A 19,820-nucleotide genomic window follows, 5' to 3' on the forward strand; every position below is an offset into this window, starting at 1 on the left:
TCAAAATTCTATCTCGCCCTATTGTATAGTCAGGAGGTGAACAGACCCCCAGTCTGCACAACACAGGTCTACCGACTTTCCACGAGTCGGTAGACCTTTTTTTATCATTTAGACAAATCCGGCCCAACGTTTCGACAGGGCACGGGCCTGTTTGCGGTACGCCTCATCTTCAACGACCGGATTACTGAGACGCGGGGCGGAATCGGCATAATATCCCCCATTGTCGAGCACATCGTCCGTCGTCGCGAGGTACAGGGCGGTTTTCGCTCCGTATTCCGGTGTATAGAGTTTTCCAGTCCAATATCCGACTTGGGCAATCGGTTTCAGGACGGTCTTCAATACTTTTCCGTATTTCCCCCGGTAGAACAGGTCGGTGTTAACGATCCCCGGGTGGACACTGACGAACGTCGCCCGCGTCCCGTATTCCTCGGCCAACTCCCGCATATGGACCATTTGTAACAGCTTCGATTCCCGGTAAGACTTCATCGGATTATACTGTTCTTTTTTGACATGCGCGATCGCCTCGAGTTCGATATCGGTCCGGATCATGCCGCCTTCTCCTGCTAAGGAGGAGATCGAAATGACGCGGGGATCATGTCCCTGTTCAATCAATGGCAACAACCGTTCAATCAAATAAAAGTGACTGAGGTAGTTGACCTGAAACTGGGACTCAAACCCGTCCTTCGTCACATGGTACGGGGGAACCATGATGCCGGCATTTAAAATCAAGCGATCAATCCAGCCAATCCGGTCAAATAACACATCCGCAAAACGCCGGACGGAATCGAGTTGATCCAACTGTACGACCTCGACTTCTAGATTCTTGTCCGAAACCGCATGTTCCCGTAACAGTTGGATTAATAATGTCGCTTTTTTCTCCGATCGGACGGTCGCGATGACACGGTCACCACGTTCGAGCAATTCTTGAATCGTCACCATTCCCATACCGGAGTTTGCTCCTGTGACTACGCAGATGTTCATATAAGATGCCTCCTCTTTCATTATTCCATAATCCATTATGATACGTGTTTTCCTTTTTTTACGGATTTATACACATCTTCCGGCAAACTATTTTCTGAAGCTGCAACGAGGAATGACGTATACTAAAGAAAAGACGTCTTTCATCGAAGGAAGGGATCGCCTATGAACGAAGGGACCGTCCTGTTGCTTGCCGGTATTCTTTTGTTGCTCGCTATCGTCACTACGAAATTTTCTGTCCGTCTGAACGTCCCGACCCTGATTTTATTTGTGTTCGTCGGCATCCTGGCCGGGACGGATGTCTCTGGATTAATTGATTTTGCAGACTTCGAGCAGGCCCGTCTGTTCGGTACGATTGCACTCGTCATCATCTTATTTGACGGCGGCTTGAATACGAAGTGGCGTCATTTCAAAACGGTTCTTCCGGCAGCATTATCGCTTGCAACCGTCGGTGTCCTGGTCACGACCGGACTGATTGCAGCGGTGGCACATTACCTGCTGGATTTCAGCTGGCCGATGGCGTTACTCATCGGCGCGTTGATTGGCTCGACTGATGCGGCGGCGGTCTTTTCATTGCTGAACGGTCGACCGATTGACCAGAAAGTCAAACATACGCTGGAAGCAGAATCGGGAACGAATGATCCGATGGCTGTCTTCTTGACGATTCTGTTCACGGAGTTTGCGTTAAATCCGGAAGCCTTTTCTATCGTACAAGGGATTTTTCTGCTGTTTTACGAGATGGGAATCGGTCTTGTCATAGGGCTGTTTGTCGGCTGGCTGTTGACCTCCTTGATGAACCGGATCCAGTTGCAGTCGTCCGCTTTATATCCGACACTGCTGATCAGTGGAGCGCTCCTTTCCTACGGTGTCGCGACAAGCCTGCATGCGAGCGGCTTCTTAGCCGTTTACGTCACCGGGATTTGGCTCAGTAATCATGATTTGATTTACCGTGATATTCTCGTTCGGTTCAGCGGCAGTCTCTCCCACCTGGCAGAAGTCGGGATGTTCATCATGCTTGGACTGCTTGTGTTCCCAAGGCAATTGCTTGATCCCCAGACATTGTTCGTATCAGGCGTCATCGTCCTGACCTTGATTCTCATCGCCCGTCCGCTCGCCGTTTATTTGTCCTTGTTGCCTTTTCGGTACAATTTCCGCGAACAGAGTGTCATCACAGCGGCCGGTTTGCGTGGCGCCGTCCCGATTATTCTCGCGACCTATCCGTTATCGAGTGGTCTGCCGGATGCCTATCCGTTGTTCAATATCGTTTTTTTCACCGTCATGACGTCGGCGCTTCTGCAAGGAACGGCCTTACCATGGGTCGTCAAGCTGATGAAGCTCGATGCGAAACCGGCAATCGACATCGAACCGTTGATTCAATTCATGACGGTCGCGAATCCGAATGCCGAAATCGTCGAAGTCAGCGTTCCGTCCTTTTGCCGAATTGACGGAAAAACGCTGCAGGAGATTGAGATGCCTCAGGATTTGCTGGTCGTCGCTGTCATCCGGCACGACGCCATCATCACACCACGCGGGCAAACCCGGTTGATCGGAGGCGATCAATTGTTGATCTTGACGCCGAAACAATCGGAGGAACGCATCCGGAAGCTGATTGCGTCACTCGGAATTTAAGACCAAAAAGCGGACACCTGAGGGCGTCCGCTTTTTTGATCTGTTCTTTTCAAACCATCAGCTGCTTCCGGACACATCATCTGCCCGTTTAATCTGGACAACCCCCGGTGGACGATGCGGGAACGTGATAGTCAACCCTGCGAATCGGCAACTGTCATTACTGTTTTGCGCCTGGACGATCCATTCAATCGTTTCCTGTCGTGCCAAGGCATTACGGATCCGATTCTCGACCTGTTGTCTTGAAATTCCCTCACAGGTCACGTCCGTTAAATAGGTTGTCTCATCGGACTCAAATTGTTTCCAAATCCCTAACAGCAGCTGACCGACGGCACTGACAGGTGTTCCGTCCGGTTCGCCCGCCCCGACTGCTTGGTCGAGACGTTCGATTGCTTCCGGTGCCGTGTCACCAATCGCTAAAATCCGCCGTGATCCCTGTTGCATGATCCGGAACCTTTTTTGTCCGTCTTCCAGCCAGAGCCGCTGGGCAAACGGATTGACGGGAATGCCATGGAAAAACGTCACCGTCTCCCGCCAGGCAAAACCGAATGACGGATCGTAAGCTTGGATCGTCGCCATCGCTTGCGCGAGGAACGTTTGAACTTCCTGCTGCTCCGACTGCAGTTGTGTCCGAACATCCTCGAACTGATGGAGCGGGACGGTCAGTGGAATCCGGGTAAACAGCTCGCCTTCCGGGACACGATGCGGTGCGAGGACCGTTCCATCCAAACGGTAATCACTCGCCGGACGTCCCGTCCGTCCGACGAACATTTGCCAATCGTCTTCGACGGCAGCAAAGGCATACGTCTGATGGGCAAAGGACGGAGCGACGAACAGACCGGGAAACGGTTCGAACGTCGCAATCCGGAGCGGTTCGCCCGCATTCCATTCTTCTTCGATGATGCGGACCAGTTGTCCGGTCAACGACAGCGTATCTGTCAGATAACGTCCGGTATTGCTGTAGAACCCTAAGATGAATTCCCGTTCTTCCTCTTCAAAGGTCATCATCGTCATTTGAAATAAGGACTGGACCTGGGCTTCGGCAAACAAATCGTCGATGTCCTCCGGATGGTGCGACTCAATCGCCACCATCTGCCATCCCATCCGTTCATATAAATTGATCGTAATCGGGAAAAATAAGAAAGCACCATGGGTTGCCTCAAGTTTCAGGATATCCTGCATGGCAAGTCGTTCGATTCGTAAATCAAATCCCATCCGTTCCAGATGATCTTGCAAACGTCTTTTCCAGTGCGTGAACTCCATCTTTTTCCCTCCTTCTGCCTTATGCGCGTTTACGAAGCGGATTTTTGGACCAATAGAGATACAGTCCGACTAATCCGCCGATTCCAATCAGATATGCCGGGGTACCGCTGACTTGCATCAGAACGACCGGATTCGGCACGAATTGAATCAGGACTGCTTTATATGTGGCAAACAAGATGAAGCTGACTAAAAATTGGACCCACACCCGCTTTTTGACGTCGCGGATTTTCGGGGACGTGATTAAAATCGACATCGCATCAATCAAAAATAAGGCGATGATGGAAAATAAGATGTAATCCGCGAGGGCGAACTGGAAAATACCATCGATGCCTTCGATGAAAATAAACATCAAAATCGTTGAAATGTAATTCCGCGTCCAACGCTTTTGGGTCTCGACCCGTCGCAATTCCGGAATCTCGGCAATCATTTGATTCAGCCGTTCTTCCGGTGATTGGCCATGGACCGTTTCAAACGGTTTTTGTAAGCGTTGGGCTTCATAAAGATCCGCTTGGAGACGGCGTTCGATATCCGTCCGTTCCGGTTCTTCGACGTTCAGGTTCAAACGTGGTAACAGTGACTCTAAAATACGTGTGTTGGCTTTAGTAAGTTTCAAGCGAGATCCCCCTTTTTCACGTTTAAGTATACCGGTTTAACGGGAAAAAAGAATACTACGAAGATGGCGATTACTTGACGAATCACACATAAATATTCAGAATAGTTAAAAAGGTGACGCAATTTTAGGAAAGGATGGGTAACGAATGTACCAAACTTTAACGAATGCCACACTGATTGCTTTGTTGACAAGCGTCGGGATTGCCTTGCCGTTGACCCATGCAGAAGAAGACACACCGCATGAGCCGATCCCCTTACAAACAAATCAGACGGATGCTGAACCGGCCGCAACCGAATAAAAGCATGACCCCTTTCCCTTACATATGGAAAAGACGGGTCATGCTTTTATTTTGCGTTACCGGGCATCGTTACATTTTCTTCGATTTCGACTGCCCAGGCTAAGATGGTTGTGCTGTCCCGGACACCAAGCCGTTCAATCGTCGTCAGTAATGTCTTGACTCCGACATACGACGTCGTCAGGACTCTTTCCAGCTGTTTCCCGTCTTCGAACGGCGCTCCCGGACATTCAATCAATCCGTCCGTCGTCAACAACAGCTGATTGATCCCCTGTCGCAACTCACGAATTCCCCGGCTGTAGCAGGGAACGGGCAAATCAAACGTATTGACCCGGCCGATCCATTCAAAAAACTGCCGTTCGTTTAATTTGTATTGCAGATGGTTACTTAAATCGGGATGGAACAGATAGGCGAGAACATCGCCGACCGATAACCACCAGACGTATTTTCCCTTGCGGACAAGAAATAGACAGGCGGTCTCGCCTCGAACGGTTTGACAGGCGGTCCGAAACGTTTTATTTTCCAACAACGAGACGACATACCGTTCCAGTGAGGAAAACATCGATTCGACCGGTTCGTTCAGAATCCGTTCGATCTCTAAACGGTGCGACGTCAAGTAGCCGGTTAACAAGACGGCACTCTCGGCAGTGTCATGTGCATCGAGCAGCATCGTCCATTCCCAGTCCACCCCGACCCAAACGACACATCCGTCTTCATTTTTGGTCTGTCCGGAACGGCTGCAACCTCCGAATCGTCCCACCGTGATCGGTCCGACGGATTCCATCGAGATGACGTCGACGAACGGTGTTTCATTTCCTACCCAAACTAACTCGCTCATTTCTCTTGTTGCCCCTTTCAGTCCGTTTTTCCGAACACCCGTCAGCCCTTCTCTTTCCACCACAGGTTAAGGTGTCGTGACAAAGGGTTGAACGAATAAGCGAAGACGTTTTTCATAATTCTCAGGATGATCGGAATAGGTACTGCCGTGACCGGCTCCGCGAACCGGATACAATTGTTTGATGCCGGGTTTGGCTTGATACAGTTCATACACCATCCGGGGCGGAACCACCTTGTCCTCCATCCCCTGAATGAATAACGTCGGTACCATGATCCGACTCGTCTGTCGCGTGACCGAGACATCTCCATAGAAGAAGTCTTGCTCGACTTTATTAAAACTACTTGCGACAGCAAGAGATGGTCCGGCCGGATACGGCAGGTTGACTTTCGCAAGTGACTGGAACCAGTCATCCAGTCGGGCATAGGCGCCTTCAGAAATGACGGCCTTCACTTGTTTCGGGACGGTCGGTTCTCCTGCAGCGAGCAGTACCGTCGCCCCGCCAATCCCTACTCCGTGATATACGACTTGCCGGGTTCCGGTCTCTTCCATCAATTGGTTGGTCCAATCAATCAGATCCAACCGATCGAGCCAGCCATAATTCACTGTCCCATCGCTCGCTCCCTGACCACGCCGGTCCGGGACGAACACGTTATAGCCCAGCTGTTCCTGGTAAAAGCGGATCAGTGGTGCCGTCTGTGACGAACCGAAACGAACATCATCGGCAAGGAGTACAACCGTCTTGTCAGAAGAAGTTGTGGCCGGGAGATAACGCCCGATCCGTACTTCATCCGTCGTCGTCAATTGCAGTTGTTCCGTGTCCTGTTGTTTCATCCATGCTTGATCCGCTGTATCGTCCTTCTTCTCGGCAGGCAGGAGGCGGGAACGGTCGGACTGTCCGATTAACGTTTGTTGTATGCGGTATCCGTCATATCCGATCAGACTTCCAATCCCAAGCACAATCAGCAAGAGAACAAACATCCATTTCCGCACTAGTGTTCACTCCCTTTTTCCATCTGTTTCTACTACGAATCTATTCGTCACCGGACAATGGTGTCCCTGCCGGTGGAGTTGGCGGTTTAAGAAAAGTCTGTTGGTACCACGCTAAAACCTCTTCAAACTCCGCCTGTGTAAAGTAACCGGCATGAAACACGCTTGATCCGCGTAATGTGAGTTGAAACTTCAAAATATCTTTCTGTTCGAGAAAACGGGACACGTGGCCGGAGAAGGCTTCTATTTTCAGGCGGGGCGCATAAATCGTTTCCCGGTTGACGAGTTCTTTTCGTAAAATAAACAAATCGTCGTGATGTCCATAGCGGGTATTTTGATAGCCGGACCGGGCAACCGCATAGTACACCGGTAACAGCAGAATGAACGGTAAACCGAAGTAACGAAAAGGTTCCGGTAATCCATACAGCATCGCTCCGTTCAGCAGAACTAGTCCCAGGCTGTAACCGAACAGCGGCCAACGGACAACGTAAAAAAATCCCCGATCAACGGCCCGCTTGTGTGGATGCTGCAATTGAAAACGCGGTAAAAATTCCTTTAAAAAAGCATCGATTTCTCCGGTCCGGATGAACGGATGTAACAGCAACTTCTCTTCTTCGCCGCTTGCCGAGATGATGTGCAGCGAGAGATGGGCCCGCTTCAACCGCCGTTTGATCCAGCTTTCCTCTATGACGAGTGCCTGCACCTTATCCTGATGAAACACAACTTCCGTCCGGTTCAGGAAACCGTAGCCGATCGTCATCCGCTGTTTCTCGAGTGTTGCCCGAAACGATCCGTAGCGGAGGACGAATACTAAAATTGATCCAAGATAGATCAAGAGCAACAGCAGACCGCCGAGGATCAGTAACAAGACCAGTGATAAATGCAACAGCTCATCAAACGCCCGGCTGATGTATTGCTCAATGAACCGGTTGGCGAACTGATAGACGGCTCCGAACCCGACGAGCGCGAGACCCAGTCGGCCTGATAACGCGCCTGCCGTGATTAAATCCATCAAACCGACGGTATAGGTGGTGGCCGGAGCAGTATGTTCAGTTGGTTGCGACACCGTTGTTGCAATCGTCGACTTCAATTGTTTCGCAAACTCGAGCCGGACCCCTTTTAATTCGACTTCCGGTTTGCCGCTGTCGGACGAAGTCTCAACGGTCAGTGTCGCTAAACCAAGAATCCGTTCCAGCAGATTCTGATTGATCCCGATCGATTCAATTCGTTGGCGTTGCGTCGTCCGTTCACTTTTTCGAAAGATTCCTTTGTTGATCCGAATCGACTGTTCATCAATCGTAAACGTATAAAAGTACCACGAAATGATGCCGAACACGAGTAAGAGGAAACTGATGACCACGGCGCCGATCATCGTATACTTTCCGAATCCGTCATTCTTTAAATCATTGAACAAAATGACGGCAATCGGGATGACGAGTGACCGGAGCTGCGTCAACGTCGTCATTAAGATGAACAAAGGATGAACCCGTCGTGTCATAACGATTCCTCCTCCTGTTCCTCGAGTTTTGCGAATCGTTCAATCCGTTGTCGCAAGATGACCGCTTGTGTGACATCGAGTCCCGGCAATTCGATTTGACCGGACGCCGTATGAACGTTCATGTTCATCAAGTTCAATCGGCGAAGCAACGGACCGGACGACGTATCGATGATTTGTACTTTGACTAAAGGAGTCACGACATGGCGTAAAATAAAGATACCGAACTCAACGACTAAAAATTCATCATCCACCCGGTATTTAAAATACTTTTGCCGGATCTTCGGGATGTACACAAACTGGAGTAAAAAGAATACGATCCACACCCCGACGAGAATCCACATCCACCAGGGGGATAAATCCAGCCACTTGACCTGAACCACGGTTGCCGTTCCGATCAGTAGCAAATAAATGGTATACTTAATGCCGACGTATTGACGTTCGGCGGTCACCGAGGCACGTGGCAAACGTTGCCAGTCCTCGGTCGGTTGATTTGGTTGCATCCAATCGCCTGCCTTTCCTTTTTCCATACGGGAAGAGACTTGCTCAAGTTTCATTGTCATAAACAGACGTTGACATTTCGCTGCGAATCATCGCATATATAAGAGAGTAGAAATGTATTTCAAGGAGGAACCATGCTAACATTTGAAGAAAAATTAAACATCATCGAGACTTTCCCACAACTTGTCCGGAAAGAAGTCTCGCTTAACCGTGTCAATTTTCATTTCCCGGAAAGTCAGTTCGAGAAAAAAATCGTCGTCTATCATCTTCACCCGAACGGCAACGGTTTTGTCTACGCTGCAGGATTACCGGGATATGAAACGGATCGGAAAGGTTTCGTCAACATCCGTGAATTCTCCGAGCCTGCTTTAATTCTCTTATTACAAGATGCAATCAAAGCACTTGAGACGGTCGAGACCGTGGAAACACTGGAAGAAACATGGGTCAACGATAACCAGTTCGAATTGACATTGTTAAATGAAGACCTCGATACGTGGCTAGTGTACGCGGGCGACTTGCTTGACGGTGCGTTCAATTCGTATAAAGAAGCAGCGAATTATCTGGAAGAAGAAGGATTCCGCCGCAAATAAATAGTTAAAATGAACGGGACTGTCAATCAGTCCCGTTCATTTTTAGAGTCAACCGGTTTAAGGTCTGTTTGACCAGTTCCAAATCTTCTTCCGATACACCGAGTAACTCCTTTAAGGCCAGCGGAATTTGTTCGGCCTCGTTTCGGAGGGCCTGTCCGTCTGCTGTCAACGTGATTTGAATATGCCGTTCGTCAGTCGGATTTTTGACACGTTCCACTAAGCCCGAAGCTTCTAATTTTTTTAATAAGGGTGTTAACGTCCCTGAATCAAGATGCAACCGTTCGCCGACCGCTTTTAATGATTGTTGGTCCTCCTCCCACAAAACGAGCATGACAAGATATTGGGGATAGGTTAATCCAAGCGGCTCGAGCAAGGGACGGTATCGCTTCGTGATTTCACGGGAAATCGCATAAAACGGAAAACAGAGTTGTTCCTCCAGCAATAAGGGATTCGACATATATATCCTCCTTCAAGCAAAATAGTTGCGTTCTCATATAGATTGTATAAAATCTAATTGTAAGCTACTTAAATTAATCAGCCAACCCGAAAGGAAGTTATCATTATGAAACCAATGTTCACATCATCTGCTACAGCTGTCGGAGGCCGTGACGGCCGCGTCGTATCGGAAGACGGTATTTTAGACGTCGCTCTCGCTATGCCTGTACCGGGATCGAAGAAACAAGCGACAAACCCGGAACAATTATTTGCTGCCGGATACTCTGCTTGTTTTGATTCCGCTTTAAACCTGGTTGCCCGTAAGCAAGGAATCAAACATGACGGAAGTGAAGTCACTGCACACGTCACGTTGAATGAAGCAGCAGACGGATTTACACTTTCAGTTGAACTGGACGTTCTTGTCCGTGGTGTTTCAGAAGAACAAGCTGCTGAGCTTGGTAAACTCGCACACAGCGTTTGTCCGTACTCACGTGCAACAGCCGGAAACATCCAAGTCGACATCTTCACACGGACGACTGATTCAGAATAAGCATACCACTCCTCCTCTGGATTAGCGTATTTCGCTGAACCGGAGGAGTTTTTTGTTGTTTTTTTAAAGGGGCAATGTAAACTTCACTCTTTTCTTTGGATATTTTTATATCATAATTATGGTACATGAAATAAAGTATCCTTCAGTTTAAAAATCACACTGCCTTCTTCACAGTGTGATTCGACGATTTGTTCGATTATTTATTTTAATTGGTTGACGGACAGAATGACCAATTCCCCGGATACAATCATATAGTAGGCATCCTCGAACCGGTGACGAACCGCCTGTTCACCGTCGTATACCGTCACCATCGGCTCCGCGTCCGTGCCGATCGATTCATGCAGGTAGAACCGGTCACGTAACACCCGCTCAAACGGATCTCGGTCCAGATAACGGGCACCCGTCCGCAGATTCATCACTTCATGATGATGATTCGATCGGTCATTCACGATGAAAATCGTCGACTCGACATCGTCATACGTGAAGTCCAGCGGTTCGAAATCACTCCATCGGATTCGTTCCCGTTCCGTGATTGCCGATGGTTCCTTGATTTCATAAAAAACTTCTTCATTCAGACGTTCCGTATAGGCACTAAAGACGAGGTGTCCGTCCTGCTCCCCCAGATATTGAACGGTATCCCCTTCCCCGTCCAACCGTAACAAGGTCCGAAATGACAGATGTTCTACACCTTGTTCGATTTCAGCAACAATCGTCGATAGCTGGGCAATCAGTAAACTTTCCGAATGATCAATCGGATCTTCGGGTGAGATGACGCCACTTTCCAGGGCATCGTAAAAGGAAAATTCATCGAGCCGGGCATTGCAGACGATATAATCGATATCCGCCAACGTGACGAGGAAAAAGTACAGTTCGCGGTAGTTTTCCGTGATGCCGTACAATCGTTCATCCTTAATCGGATGCTCGCGAGTCGTCTCGACATCATATAAAAAGGCTGTCGTCGTTCCATCGACATGCAACAACACCATATACCGTTCATTCAACACCCAGTAGAGGGTCAAATCGCCTCCTAGACGCCACGTGGCGAGGTGCTCGCTTTTTCCGGAATGCAGGTCGATGGAAAGGAGTTGTGTTTCTCCGCCGTCTTCCCGGTCCTGTTCATTCAGACAATAGACTTTCCCCTTTTTGACGAATGGTCGTGTCGGTCCGTGGTCTTGCAATACATCAGGCGTCAGATCACTCTGTTCTTGATCCTCTAAATCAAACCGGCTGATATGAAATTGACTGCTGTTGAGTCGGCGTCGGAAATAAACCGATGATGGTGTGACATGTAAGATATCAGAATGATCAGCTGGTAACGCCCGCGCGTCCAAAATTTCCATTCTAGCACCCCTCCCAGATGTTCTACTCTTTCTTTCCCACGAAGCGGGCTCCTTGAAACAGGGTCCTGCCGTGCGTCCGTCGAAAACGAATGCTACAATAAAACAAGAAGAATTGATGAGGAAGGTGAATTCCGTGCAATCGCAGGACTTAAACACGATGATGCTCGAATATGTCAATGACAAGGAAGACTATGATGCCTTTGCCGATAAATTAAAAGTTTTATTATCGGAATTGCTCGATGCAGCCGGCATCAAATACCATTCGATCGTCGCCCGGACGAAAGAGTCCGACAGTCTGTACCAAAAAGTGTTACGGCAACCGAATAAATACCAATCGCTTCGCGATGTCCACGATTTGACGGGGATTCGGATCGTGACGTATTTTCACGATGATGTCCGGGAAGCTGCCCGGATCATCGAAAATGAATTTTCAATTGACCGGGATCAATCCGTCGACAAATCCACTTTGCTCGACACGACCGAGTTCGGTTATCTGTCAGTTCACTTCGTCGCTGCGTTGAATGAACAGCGGCTCGCCCTCAGCGAATACGGTCGTTTTAAGGAACATACCGCTGAAATCCAGATTCGTTCGATTCTGCAGCACGCCTGGGCCGAAATCGAACACGATTTAGGATACAAAAATCCGAACAGCGTACCAGCTGAAGTCCGCCGCAGTTTCAGCCGTGTCGCCGGACTCCTTGAAATCGCCGATCAGGAATTCGTCAACATCAAAAAACAGTTAAAACAATTTGAAGACGAGACGGTCCAACAAATTTTATCGGATCCTCATAAGGTTCGGATCACGTCGGACAACTTAAACTATTTCATTGATCACTCCGCCGTCATCAACGATCTCGACAAACAACTGGTCACGTCCCAGATGATGCTTGATTCCGATCAACAGTTGATCAATGAATTAATCCGGATGTTCCATTACGTCGATATCCGCAATTACGGTGAATTGATCGAAGCCGTCTCCGTCCATAGTCCGCTCGCCTTGAAATGTGCCCAGGTCATGCCAAACCCGTTCCTGCCCCGCCAAGGGATCGGCATCGCCTATATCTGTATGGCCGTAACGATTGCCGGGAACGATCCGCACCGGATTGACTATTTCTTCCGCCGGTTCTACCCGGAACTCCGAAATGTCGAGGACATCATCAAACAGGTCCAACCTTTAACTAAACAGATGATTCAAGAGAAAAATATTGATTAAACTAAAATTTTTCACTATACTAAATCTCGGAAGAAGAAACTACGGAACAGAAAGAGTGAAACTATGGCAACTACATTAGAAGTGGCAAACCGCGATCAGTTGATCGTCGATACAGAAAAAGGCTTACGCATGAACTACCGCGCCATCAAAAAAGATGTCCGGAGTATGTTCACGACTTACTTGACGCGAAACGAATTTTTTATCCTGAAGTCGCTTTGCACAAGCAGTCCTCAAATCGCATCGGCTTTATCCAACGAATTTCAGTTTTCAGCGAGTATGATTACGGCACTGGCCGATGAGTTGACGAAAAAAGGTTTGATTTCACGCGAGCGGAGCGAACTGGATCGTCGTGTCGTTGAACTCCGGGCAACAGAAGAAGGCATCGAATTATACGGGAAGCTCGAAGCGATGAAGATGGAATACCTGTCTGACGTCTTCGCTGACTTTTCGGATGCTGAACTGGATACGTTCCGGACACTCTTGACGAAACTCGAACAACAAAATTAATCTCGTTCCCTTCAGCCCCATTGGTTGAAGGGTTTTTGTATCGATTCCACATTCGAGGAGTGATTTCAGATGACAGCTTCCATGACGCTTGAGACCACACGGTTACGGATTCAAGGCGCCGTTAATCCATCCAGGCGAGACGAATATAGATTTGAGTTGTTTCGTGCAGACGACGAAACACTGCTCGGAACGATTATCGTCTCAGCCCTTCATCGTCCGGACATCCGGACGGCACACGTCCACTGCCAGATCAATCCGCTGTTTTTACGACAGGGCTATGCCACAGAAGCCCTTCCTGCCGTGCTGGCGTTTGTCTTCACGAGACTTGATTTCCAACAGATTGAAACTTCAATCCATCCGGACAACGAACCGGCGCTCGCTGTCGCTTCTCGGCTCGGTCTGCAGTTTCGCTACAGCGTATTACCGGATGAACAGCCGCGTCATCCCCTGACCTTCGTCTATCATCAATCAGACCGCATATCTTCTGAGGTTCATTTCGACTTTTCTGCCGTCTCACGTCTCCGTCAAGTGAAACAGTATCACGCAGCGAAAGCCTTGGTCGCTTCTTATCTGCACCAAAAACCGGACGATCCGGTGGTCCATTACCAGATGGCGTGGTGTCACGACAATCTGGGGGAAGAAGCAGCGGCTGTTCCTTATTATGTCACCGCTATCGAACTGGGTCTGGCTGCACCCGATTTGCAGGAAGCGTATGTCGGGCTCGGTAGTACATACCGCGCCCTCGGACGATACGACGAGGCGTATCAGACCCTATCGGAAGGACTCATTCACTTCCCGAATCATGCCGCCTTACAGACCTTTTTCGCATTGACGTTACATAATCTCGACCGGTCATCGGAAGCGATCGAACGGTTGATCGAAACGCTTGTTGATACGACGGAGAATCCCGAAATCCTCTCATATGCCAATGCCCTGCGTTTTTACGCATCCCGTGTCGACGAGACATGGGACAGCGAATAAACTGTACGGTAAAAAAATCCGTCTCTTGGACCGAACAACTCGGTGCAGGAGACGGATTTTTTTAGAAAGACCGGTACCATACGAGGACACCGGTCAAGGCCGGCTGAACGTTTCATACCACTCCGGAATCACACGCTCAAATCGCTGATGGTCGGATAAGACATGTTCCAGCCGCCCACGCATCTGCTCCATCTCTTCCGGTGCATGACGGCTCGTCCAGACGATGGATGAAAAACAGGCCATCGCCAGATAGACGCTGTATACATTCCAAAACTGTTTCGGAACATTTCCCTCAAAATAACCGTTGACTTGACCGACGGCAAACGGAATGCTGTTTTCGACCTGAAACAATCCCATTTTGACGAAATCATGCCACGGATCGCCACTATCGTGATTCGAAAAATCAATGATTCCCACGAGATGCTCCCCGTCCGTAATCAGATTGGCCAGATGAACATCGTCGTGTTGCAAACGATTCGGCCGATCTGCAATCCATCCGATGTTTTGTTCGATGAAGGACAAAATTGCTTGATCGCCGGTCAACGGTAACGCTTCCTGTTGATACAGCGCGACGTACCGGTTGTGTTTCGCCCGACATCGGACCGCCCACTTCGTTGCCAGCGGTCCTTCATAACGATGGATTTGGTTCAACAACCGTCCTGTCTCTTGACCGAGTCGATACTCGCCGGCTCGACCAAGCGGTACACAATCCTGGATCGTCGAACCGGTCAGGAAACGGTAACGGCTGTAACAGACAGATCCTTCCGGAAGCTGATTCAGGTCGAGTGGTTCCGGGACCGGCAGTCCGTCTTGTTTCAGTTGCCGTAAAATCTCAAACTCCCGTTCTTTCTGTCGAAATGATGTGAGCGGAGCCGTATGGAGAATTGATAGTCCGCTTTCGTCACGGGCTGTATATTTCGGTGAAGCGGAGTAGCGCGTTGGCAGACGGGTCCAGCCGGTCAGATGCCGGAGTTCCGGTTGCTGTTGCAATAGCTGAACGAGTACATCCATCGCAGGTTCTCCTTTCTTCCAGGCAAGCATCAAAAAACAGCAGGGAATCTTCCCTGCTGTTATGATTCGGACGGTTGTCCGGGAATATAAGCGGAAATGATTCCTAACAGATCGGCATAGGCTTGTTCAAAATCGATGTTTTCAATCATGTAATCATAATGATCCCGTTCTTTCCAGGCATCAGCATAATCGACGAGCCGTGCTTCAAATTCCGGGGTATCCCCCCGCATCAGCAACCGCTCCTTCATCAAATCCGGCGGAACGGAGACGAAAATCGTGATGACGTGGTCGGCATACAACGTCTTGAACGCTGTTGCCCCTTTCGGATCAATATCCTTGATGACGATTCCATCCGTCGCCAAAATTTCTTCATACGCCTTTCGTGGTGTACCGTACCATGCCCGGTGTACATGGGCATACTCAATGAATCCGTTCTCCTGGATCAATTGTTGGAACGTCTTGACGTCAACGAAATGATAACTTTCTCCGTCATGTTCCGTCGGACGTTTCGGTCGTGTCGTCACGGACGGAATAAAGCGGACCCGTTCATATTCCTGGCGTAAGCGTTTGATCAAGGAAGATTTCCCGCTGCCCGATCCACCAATCAACAGAATGATTTTACCTGACATCGTGATCCTCCTTTTGTTGTTGTACTGTCATGAAATAGCTTGAAAAGCGAAGCGCAAATTGTTCCAGTTCACTGTCTTCGATCACCCCGTAAATCGGGCGGATGACGACGAGGTACCGGTCATACGTTAAAATCCGGGATACGTCATTTCGGGTCATCTGAACATTTTTTTCGGGATAACTCGCGACGAAATACCAATCGACGGCAATACGGGTCGGTGTCGGACTGGAATAAATCCAGGTTTCGCTCGAACGATTGTGCTCGAGCGTGCTGGTACGGGCAAACCGTTGTACCATCTTTAATTCGGTTTTTGCGTCGCGGAGTCCTGCCTGAAAATCATCCGGTCGCGTCACTGATTCCTCGACCTGTTTCGGTTTTGGTGCCGGCAGACTGGCAAAACCAATCTGCAGACCGATGACGAGTGCGACCAATGACGCTAAAATGATGAACAGATGCTCCTTCCGCATGACGCTACCTCCTTATGGGATGGATAGACTTTTCTGAAATGCTTGTGGATCGTTGACGATGACGGCGTCAATCCCGATGTCGATCATCCGTCTGACATCGTCAGCCGATTTCGGCGTATAAACCCGGACCTCAATCCCGGCTTGATGGGCAAGGATGACATCTTCTCGCGTCACCCGGCGGTAATCCGGATGAATCGCCTTTGCCCCGAGCAGGATGGCTTGCTGCTCCGGATGGTACAACGGATACGGATAGAGAATCGCTGTCTCGATCGTCGGATCAAGTTCCCGGACGGTCGCGACCGAGTAATGATTAAACGAACTCAAAATCAGGCGGTCGTTCGAAATGCCGTGGGCGCGACACCGTTCGAGTGTGTATGCTTCGATTCCGGGATACCGGATCGTATCCGTCTTCAGCTCGATGTTGAGCAAAAGCTGTGTCGGTGCAAGCAGGGTCAGTACTTCATCAAGCGTCGGAATCGTCGTTTGAACCGGTCCGCCGTCTCCTTTGAACCGGGCTCCGGCGTTGAGCTGCTTCAGTTCAGCGAGCGTCAAATCGACGACCCGCCCTGTTCCGTTCGTCGTCCGGTTCACCGTCTCATCATGAATGATGACTCCGACTCCGTCACGTGAAAAGTGAACATCGAATTCAATACCGTCGACGTACGGGATTGCCGCTTCTATCGCTTCGAGCGTATTTTCCGGAAACCGGTCACTCGCTCCGCGATGGGCGAACCAGCGCATCATAATGCTTCGACGACCCGTGTATATTTTGCCGTCAAGTAGTTGATCAACGGCTGGACGGAAATCGATTGTCCGGTTGCCGCCTGAATCAGCTCCGCCGGTGTCTTCGCTTTTCCGTGCCGGTGAATGTTGATGTTCAACCATTCCTTGATGGGTGCCAGTGTTCCGTCGGCGATCAGTTGATCGACATCATTGACGTCATCGCGCAATGCTTCGTTCAGTTGAGCGCTGTAGACGAGACCGAGCGCATAACTCGGGAAGTAACCGAACGATCCGCCGGACCAGTGGACATCCTGCAGAACACCTTTTGCATTGGACGGGACATCGACTCCGAGGTATTCCTTGTACAGTCGGTTCCATTCCGCCGGTAAGTCTTTGACTTCGAGTTCGCCCGTAATCAGACGTTTTTCGAGTTCGTAGCGGATGATGATATGCAAAGCATACGTCAATTCGTCCGCTTCGATCCGGATTAGTGACGGTTTGACTTCGTTGACCGCGGCATAAAACGTCTCGAACGGCACGTCCGTCAATGAAGGAATCGCTCGTTGCAGACCGGCATAGCGGGCCGACAGGAATCCTTGATTCCGGCCGATGAAATTCTCAAAGAACAACGACTGCGATTCATGGATCCCCATCGAAGCCCCGTCCCCGAGTCCGAGCGTATCGAGATTCGGATCAATTCCTTGTTCATATGTTGCGTGTCCGGCTTCATGCATCGTTCCGAAAACCGAATTGCGGTAATCCGCTTCATCGTACTTTGTCGTGACGCGGGCATCTTTACGATTGATCGTCGTCTGGAACGGATGAACGGTCTCATCCAGTCGTCCCGCCGTGAAGTCATAACCGATGTCCTGCAGCCACTCGTGATTCAATCGAATCTGTGTCTCGCGGTCGGCTGACCAGTCGAGTGTCGGGAATGTTTTTCCGTCGAGTTGTTGCAGGAGTGTGATGATCGCTTGACGGAGTTCTGCAAACAACGGATCGAGTTCTGCGACCGTCATCCCCGGCTCGTAATCATGTAGCAACGCATCGTACGGATGGTTGTCATATCCCCAGTACTCGACGAACTTCCGTTCCATCGCGACAATCTTTTCCAGGTAAGGTGCAAACAAGTCCCAATCATCCGCGTCCTTCGCCTTCTCCCAGACACTTTCCGCTTCCGAAATTAACGTGATGAATGTCTGGTATTCCGCTTCCGGAATCTTCGAGTCCCGGTCGTACGCTTGTTTTGCTTTGGCATAGGAGACGGCTTCCACACCCGTCAACGCTTCTTGCCCCATCGCTTCAAGCAACGTTTGATATGCTGTTCCCGTCCGGCGGCGGAAACTTTCCGTCGATAAGAAGCCGATTGATTTCGAACGGTTGTCGGCGGATTGTTCCGGCATGTATGTCCGCATGTCCCAATAGAGTAAAGCAACAGCTTCATCGTATGCCCGAAGCGCCTCAAAATGGTCACGCCATTGTTGTAAAGTCGTCATTAAAATGCCCCCTTGAGCTAAGTAGTATCCGTACGTTTTCAGCATATCACAAAATGTTCAAAACTTTCACACAGGAGCCGTTTTATGAAACCATCCGCGGTCAAACGTCGTATAATATAAAAGAAGAGAAAGGAAGTGGCATGTGTGAAGATAGATTCCGAACTGGCTTTTGCCATCCATCTGGCCGAGACGCCGGAGGGATTTACGGTGACGTCCTATCCGGAACAACTCGAATGGATTGGAACAGGTCGCAGTGCCTTTGTATTTCGAGTCACTGGAACCGACCGGGTCATCAAAAAGTTTTTCCCCTCGCACCGACATCTTGCAGCAATCGAAGGGTCGATTTATGAACAATTAAGTCCCTTTGCGACGTATGCGAAACAGTATGAATACGGGACTGACTACCTCGTCATCGAATACATCGAAGGACAAACGTTGTTTGAGTGTTTGATCAGCGGGACACTCATCACGGACGATGTCATCCAAACGGTCGATCGGGCTTTAGCTGAAGCACGTTCCGTCGGTTTGAATCCATCTGACATTCATTTACGAAACATTCTCTTGACGCCGACCGGGACACGGATCATCGACGTCGCCCGATTCCGTCAGACCGATCCGTGCACGCAATGGGATGATTTAAAGCGCGCTTATCACTATTTTTATGCGAAGGCGTATTTCCCGAAACGTTTTTCCGAGTCTTTTTTGAATACAATCGCGGACGTCTACAAAGGACGATTGTTCGAATCGATGCGAAAGACGGGGTAAACCAAAACGACCGACAATCCAGTGACTGTCGGTCGTTGTTTTACATACAACTTCAATATTTTAACTGAAATGGAGTGATTTTCAAATGAAGCGTTGGCAAAAAGTCGGGCTGTGGATTGGTGGATCCGTACTCACCTTGTTAATCGTCTTATCCCTGCTGTCGCCGGTCGTATTTTCGAACGATACCGAGAGCGGCGCCATCCGCCATTATTTGTATGAACAGGGTCATCCGTATCAGAGTTACACCGTCATCCTCGACAAACGAATGGTCGATCCGAACTACGGTCGGATGTATGATGTCGTGTGGTACGACTATGACAGTGAAACCGGCATGACCCCGACGATCTGTTACAGTAAAAAACGGCGCAACACTATAGCGTCAGCTGCGGAACGGGTCCTTGAAGGATTCGTTTTTTTTTGAACATTTTTCTTTTTTTACCTGTTACGACAGCTGATGGTTTGGAAGGAGTAGAATCGATCGTGTCCGTATGAAATTATTTTATACAATCATTACGGGA

At 49.5% G+C, this 19,820-nt stretch carries 23 protein-coding genes; 9 read left to right on the top strand and 14 right to left on the bottom strand.

The window, feature by feature from the left end; translation table 11 throughout:
• Positions 1-108 precede the first annotated feature (108 nt).
• Entirely contained in the window at positions 109-981 is an 873-nt protein-coding gene (locus HNY42_RS09890) for an SDR family NAD(P)-dependent oxidoreductase (RefSeq protein WP_188004415.1), read from the bottom strand.
• 162 nt (positions 982-1,143) lie between these two features.
• Between HNY42_RS09890 and HNY42_RS09895 the strand changes: the two genes are divergently transcribed.
• Positions 1,144-2,607: a potassium/proton antiporter gene (locus HNY42_RS09895; protein ID WP_131503717.1), complete on the top strand. Its 1,464-nt coding sequence runs from the start codon at positions 1,144-1,146 to the stop codon at positions 2,605-2,607.
• A gap of 57 nt (positions 2,608-2,664) precedes the next feature.
• On the opposite strand, the gene HNY42_RS09900 is transcribed toward HNY42_RS09895, so the two are convergent.
• Together HNY42_RS09900 and HNY42_RS09905 are read right to left on the bottom strand one after the other, a co-directional pair.
• Positions 2,665-3,867, bottom strand: coding sequence for a hypothetical protein (locus HNY42_RS09900; protein ID WP_131503716.1), 1,203 nt, complete (start codon positions 3,865-3,867; stop codon positions 2,665-2,667).
• Positions 3,868-3,886: 19 nt separating this feature from the next.
• On the bottom strand, positions 3,887-4,480 hold the full coding sequence (locus tag HNY42_RS09905) for a hypothetical protein (protein WP_131503715.1): 594 nt from the start codon (positions 4,478-4,480) through the stop codon (positions 3,887-3,889).
• Between the two features lie 145 nt (positions 4,481-4,625).
• Between HNY42_RS09905 and HNY42_RS09910 the strand changes: the two genes are divergently transcribed.
• Positions 4,626-4,778 carry a hypothetical protein gene (locus tag HNY42_RS09910; protein ID WP_165871614.1) on the top strand — a complete coding sequence of 51 codons (153 nt, stop codon included), beginning with the start codon at positions 4,626-4,628 and terminating at the stop codon, positions 4,776-4,778.
• A 46-nt stretch (positions 4,779-4,824) separates the two neighbouring features.
• Here HNY42_RS09910 and HNY42_RS09915 read toward each other — a convergent pair whose 3' ends face one another.
• From HNY42_RS09915 to HNY42_RS09930, 4 genes are all read right to left on the bottom strand, one after another.
• Positions 4,825-5,613, bottom strand: a complete 789-nt coding sequence (locus tag HNY42_RS09915; RefSeq protein WP_188004416.1) for a PP2C family serine/threonine-protein phosphatase — start codon at positions 5,611-5,613, stop codon at positions 4,825-4,827.
• A 66-nt stretch (positions 5,614-5,679) separates the two neighbouring features.
• On the bottom strand, positions 5,680-6,603 hold the full coding sequence (locus tag HNY42_RS09920; RefSeq protein ID WP_255508307.1) for an alpha/beta hydrolase: 924 nt from the start codon (positions 6,601-6,603) through the stop codon (positions 5,680-5,682).
• Between the two features lie 40 nt (positions 6,604-6,643).
• Positions 6,644-8,098: a PH domain-containing protein gene (locus tag HNY42_RS09925; protein ID WP_188004417.1), complete on the bottom strand. Its 1,455-nt coding sequence runs from the start codon at positions 8,096-8,098 to the stop codon at positions 6,644-6,646.
• Positions 8,095-8,598, bottom strand: coding sequence for a PH domain-containing protein (locus tag HNY42_RS09930; RefSeq protein ID WP_255508308.1), 504 nt, complete (start codon positions 8,596-8,598; stop codon positions 8,095-8,097). The genes HNY42_RS09925 and HNY42_RS09930 overlap by 4 nt, the downstream gene beginning before the upstream one ends.
• A 132-nt stretch (positions 8,599-8,730) precedes the next feature.
• On the opposite strand from HNY42_RS09930, the gene HNY42_RS09935 reads away from it, so the two are divergent.
• A complete protein-coding gene (locus tag HNY42_RS09935; protein WP_114595703.1) occupies positions 8,731-9,186 on the top strand; it encodes a hypothetical protein in 456 nt (151 codons plus the stop codon).
• Between the two features lie 22 nt (positions 9,187-9,208).
• Here the strand turns inward: HNY42_RS09935 and HNY42_RS09940 are convergent, their stop codons facing one another.
• The gene (locus HNY42_RS09940; RefSeq protein ID WP_131503711.1) at positions 9,209-9,643 is read right to left on the bottom strand and encodes a MarR family winged helix-turn-helix transcriptional regulator; all 435 of its coding nucleotides are present in this window, start codon (positions 9,641-9,643) and stop codon (positions 9,209-9,211) included.
• A gap of 105 nt (positions 9,644-9,748) precedes the next feature.
• On the opposite strand from HNY42_RS09940, the gene HNY42_RS09945 reads away from it, so the two are divergent.
• A complete protein-coding gene (locus HNY42_RS09945) occupies positions 9,749-10,171 on the top strand; it encodes an organic hydroperoxide resistance protein (protein WP_131503710.1) in 423 nt (140 codons plus the stop codon).
• Positions 10,172-10,371: 200 nt separating this feature from the next.
• Here the strand turns inward: HNY42_RS09945 and HNY42_RS09950 are convergent, their stop codons facing one another.
• Complete coding sequence (locus tag HNY42_RS09950) at positions 10,372-11,511, bottom strand: Six-bladed beta-propeller, TolB-like protein (protein WP_188004418.1); 1,140 nt, start codon at positions 11,509-11,511, stop codon at positions 10,372-10,374.
• A gap of 133 nt (positions 11,512-11,644) precedes the next feature.
• On the opposite strand from HNY42_RS09950, the gene HNY42_RS09955 reads away from it, so the two are divergent.
• From HNY42_RS09955 to HNY42_RS09965, 3 genes are all read left to right on the top strand, one after another.
• Complete coding sequence (locus HNY42_RS09955) at positions 11,645-12,724, top strand: GTP pyrophosphokinase (RefSeq protein WP_255508309.1); 1,080 nt, start codon at positions 11,645-11,647, stop codon at positions 12,722-12,724.
• 63 nt (positions 12,725-12,787) lie between these two features.
• Positions 12,788-13,231, top strand: a complete 444-nt coding sequence (locus tag HNY42_RS09960; RefSeq protein ID WP_026828229.1) for a MarR family winged helix-turn-helix transcriptional regulator — start codon at positions 12,788-12,790, stop codon at positions 13,229-13,231.
• A gap of 69 nt (positions 13,232-13,300) precedes the next feature.
• The gene (locus HNY42_RS09965) at positions 13,301-14,212 is read left to right on the top strand and encodes a tetratricopeptide repeat protein (protein ID WP_188004419.1); all 912 of its coding nucleotides are present in this window, start codon (positions 13,301-13,303) and stop codon (positions 14,210-14,212) included.
• Positions 14,213-14,305: 93 nt separating this feature from the next.
• Here HNY42_RS09965 and HNY42_RS09970 read toward each other — a convergent pair whose 3' ends face one another.
• The 5 genes from HNY42_RS09970 to HNY42_RS09990 are packed head-to-tail and all read right to left on the bottom strand — an operon-like array spanning position 14,306 to position 18,537.
• Positions 14,306-15,223, bottom strand: coding sequence for a phosphotransferase family protein (locus HNY42_RS09970; RefSeq protein ID WP_188004420.1), 918 nt, complete (start codon positions 15,221-15,223; stop codon positions 14,306-14,308).
• Positions 15,224-15,282: 59 nt separating this feature from the next.
• Complete coding sequence (locus tag HNY42_RS09975; protein ID WP_131503706.1) at positions 15,283-15,852, bottom strand: guanylate kinase; 570 nt, start codon at positions 15,850-15,852, stop codon at positions 15,283-15,285.
• Positions 15,842-16,318, bottom strand: coding sequence for a hypothetical protein (locus HNY42_RS09980; protein WP_188004421.1), 477 nt, complete (start codon positions 16,316-16,318; stop codon positions 15,842-15,844). The genes HNY42_RS09975 and HNY42_RS09980 overlap by 11 nt, the downstream gene beginning before the upstream one ends.
• A gap of 12 nt (positions 16,319-16,330) precedes the next feature.
• Positions 16,331-17,062, bottom strand: a complete 732-nt coding sequence (locus HNY42_RS09985) for a glycerophosphodiester phosphodiesterase (RefSeq protein ID WP_188004422.1) — start codon at positions 17,060-17,062, stop codon at positions 16,331-16,333.
• Positions 17,059-18,537 (bottom strand): carboxypeptidase M32, encoded by a 1,479-nt coding sequence (locus HNY42_RS09990; RefSeq protein WP_188004423.1) that lies wholly within the window; start codon positions 18,535-18,537, stop codon positions 17,059-17,061. The genes HNY42_RS09985 and HNY42_RS09990 overlap by 4 nt, the downstream gene beginning before the upstream one ends.
• A 144-nt stretch (positions 18,538-18,681) precedes the next feature.
• On the opposite strand from HNY42_RS09990, the gene HNY42_RS09995 reads away from it, so the two are divergent.
• A complete protein-coding gene (locus HNY42_RS09995; RefSeq protein ID WP_188004424.1) occupies positions 18,682-19,302 on the top strand; it encodes a serine/threonine protein kinase in 621 nt (206 codons plus the stop codon).
• Positions 19,303-19,387: 85 nt separating this feature from the next.
• Positions 19,388-19,723 carry a hypothetical protein gene (locus tag HNY42_RS10000; RefSeq protein ID WP_370528927.1) on the top strand — a complete coding sequence of 112 codons (336 nt, stop codon included), beginning with the start codon at positions 19,388-19,390 and terminating at the stop codon, positions 19,721-19,723.
• The last annotated feature ends 97 nt before the right edge of the window (positions 19,724-19,820 follow it).

This window comes from Exiguobacterium sp. Helios (genome assembly GCF_014524545.1).
Taxonomy (GTDB): Bacteria; Bacillota; Bacilli; order Exiguobacteriales; family Exiguobacteriaceae; genus Exiguobacterium_A.

Bases quoted from the DNA above. Each gene is read 5' to 3' on its own strand.
- HNY42_RS09900 (WP_131503716.1), bottom strand. From the start codon at position 3,867: ATGGAGTTCACGCACTGGAAAAGACGTTTGCAAGATCATCTGGAACGG.
- HNY42_RS09970 (WP_188004420.1), bottom strand. From the start codon at position 15,223: ATGGATGTACTCGTTCAGCTATTGCAACAGCAACCGGAACTCCGGCAT.
- HNY42_RS09910 (WP_165871614.1), top strand. From the start codon at position 4,626: ATGTACCAAACTTTAACGAATGCCACACTGATTGCTTTGTTGACAAGC.
- HNY42_RS09960 (WP_026828229.1), top strand. From the start codon at position 12,788: ATGGCAACTACATTAGAAGTGGCAAACCGCGATCAGTTGATCGTCGAT.
- HNY42_RS10000 (WP_370528927.1), top strand. From the start codon at position 19,388: ATGAAGCGTTGGCAAAAAGTCGGGCTGTGGATTGGTGGATCCGTACTC.
- HNY42_RS09895 (WP_131503717.1), top strand. From the start codon at position 1,144: ATGAACGAAGGGACCGTCCTGTTGCTTGCCGGTATTCTTTTGTTGCTC.
- HNY42_RS09890 (WP_188004415.1), bottom strand. From the start codon at position 981: ATGAACATCTGCGTAGTCACAGGAGCAAACTCCGGTATGGGAATGGTG.
- HNY42_RS09945 (WP_131503710.1), top strand. From the start codon at position 9,749: ATGAAACCAATGTTCACATCATCTGCTACAGCTGTCGGAGGCCGTGAC.
- HNY42_RS09965 (WP_188004419.1), top strand. From the start codon at position 13,301: ATGACAGCTTCCATGACGCTTGAGACCACACGGTTACGGATTCAAGGC.
- HNY42_RS09990 (WP_188004423.1), bottom strand. From the start codon at position 18,537: ATGACGACTTTACAACAATGGCGTGACCATTTTGAGGCGCTTCGGGCA.
- HNY42_RS09925 (WP_188004417.1), bottom strand. From the start codon at position 8,098: ATGACACGACGGGTTCATCCTTTGTTCATCTTAATGACGACGTTGACG.
- HNY42_RS09975 (WP_131503706.1), bottom strand. From the start codon at position 15,852: ATGTCAGGTAAAATCATTCTGTTGATTGGTGGATCGGGCAGCGGGAAA.
- HNY42_RS09950 (WP_188004418.1), bottom strand. From the start codon at position 11,511: ATGGAAATTTTGGACGCGCGGGCGTTACCAGCTGATCATTCTGATATC.
- HNY42_RS09985 (WP_188004422.1), bottom strand. From the start codon at position 17,062: ATGATGCGCTGGTTCGCCCATCGCGGAGCGAGTGACCGGTTTCCGGAA.
- HNY42_RS09980 (WP_188004421.1), bottom strand. From the start codon at position 16,318: ATGCGGAAGGAGCATCTGTTCATCATTTTAGCGTCATTGGTCGCACTC.
- HNY42_RS09930 (WP_255508308.1), bottom strand. From the start codon at position 8,598: ATGCAACCAAATCAACCGACCGAGGACTGGCAACGTTTGCCACGTGCC.
- HNY42_RS09940 (WP_131503711.1), bottom strand. From the start codon at position 9,643: ATGTCGAATCCCTTATTGCTGGAGGAACAACTCTGTTTTCCGTTTTAT.
- HNY42_RS09935 (WP_114595703.1), top strand. From the start codon at position 8,731: ATGCTAACATTTGAAGAAAAATTAAACATCATCGAGACTTTCCCACAA.
- HNY42_RS09915 (WP_188004416.1), bottom strand. From the start codon at position 5,613: ATGAGCGAGTTAGTTTGGGTAGGAAATGAAACACCGTTCGTCGACGTC.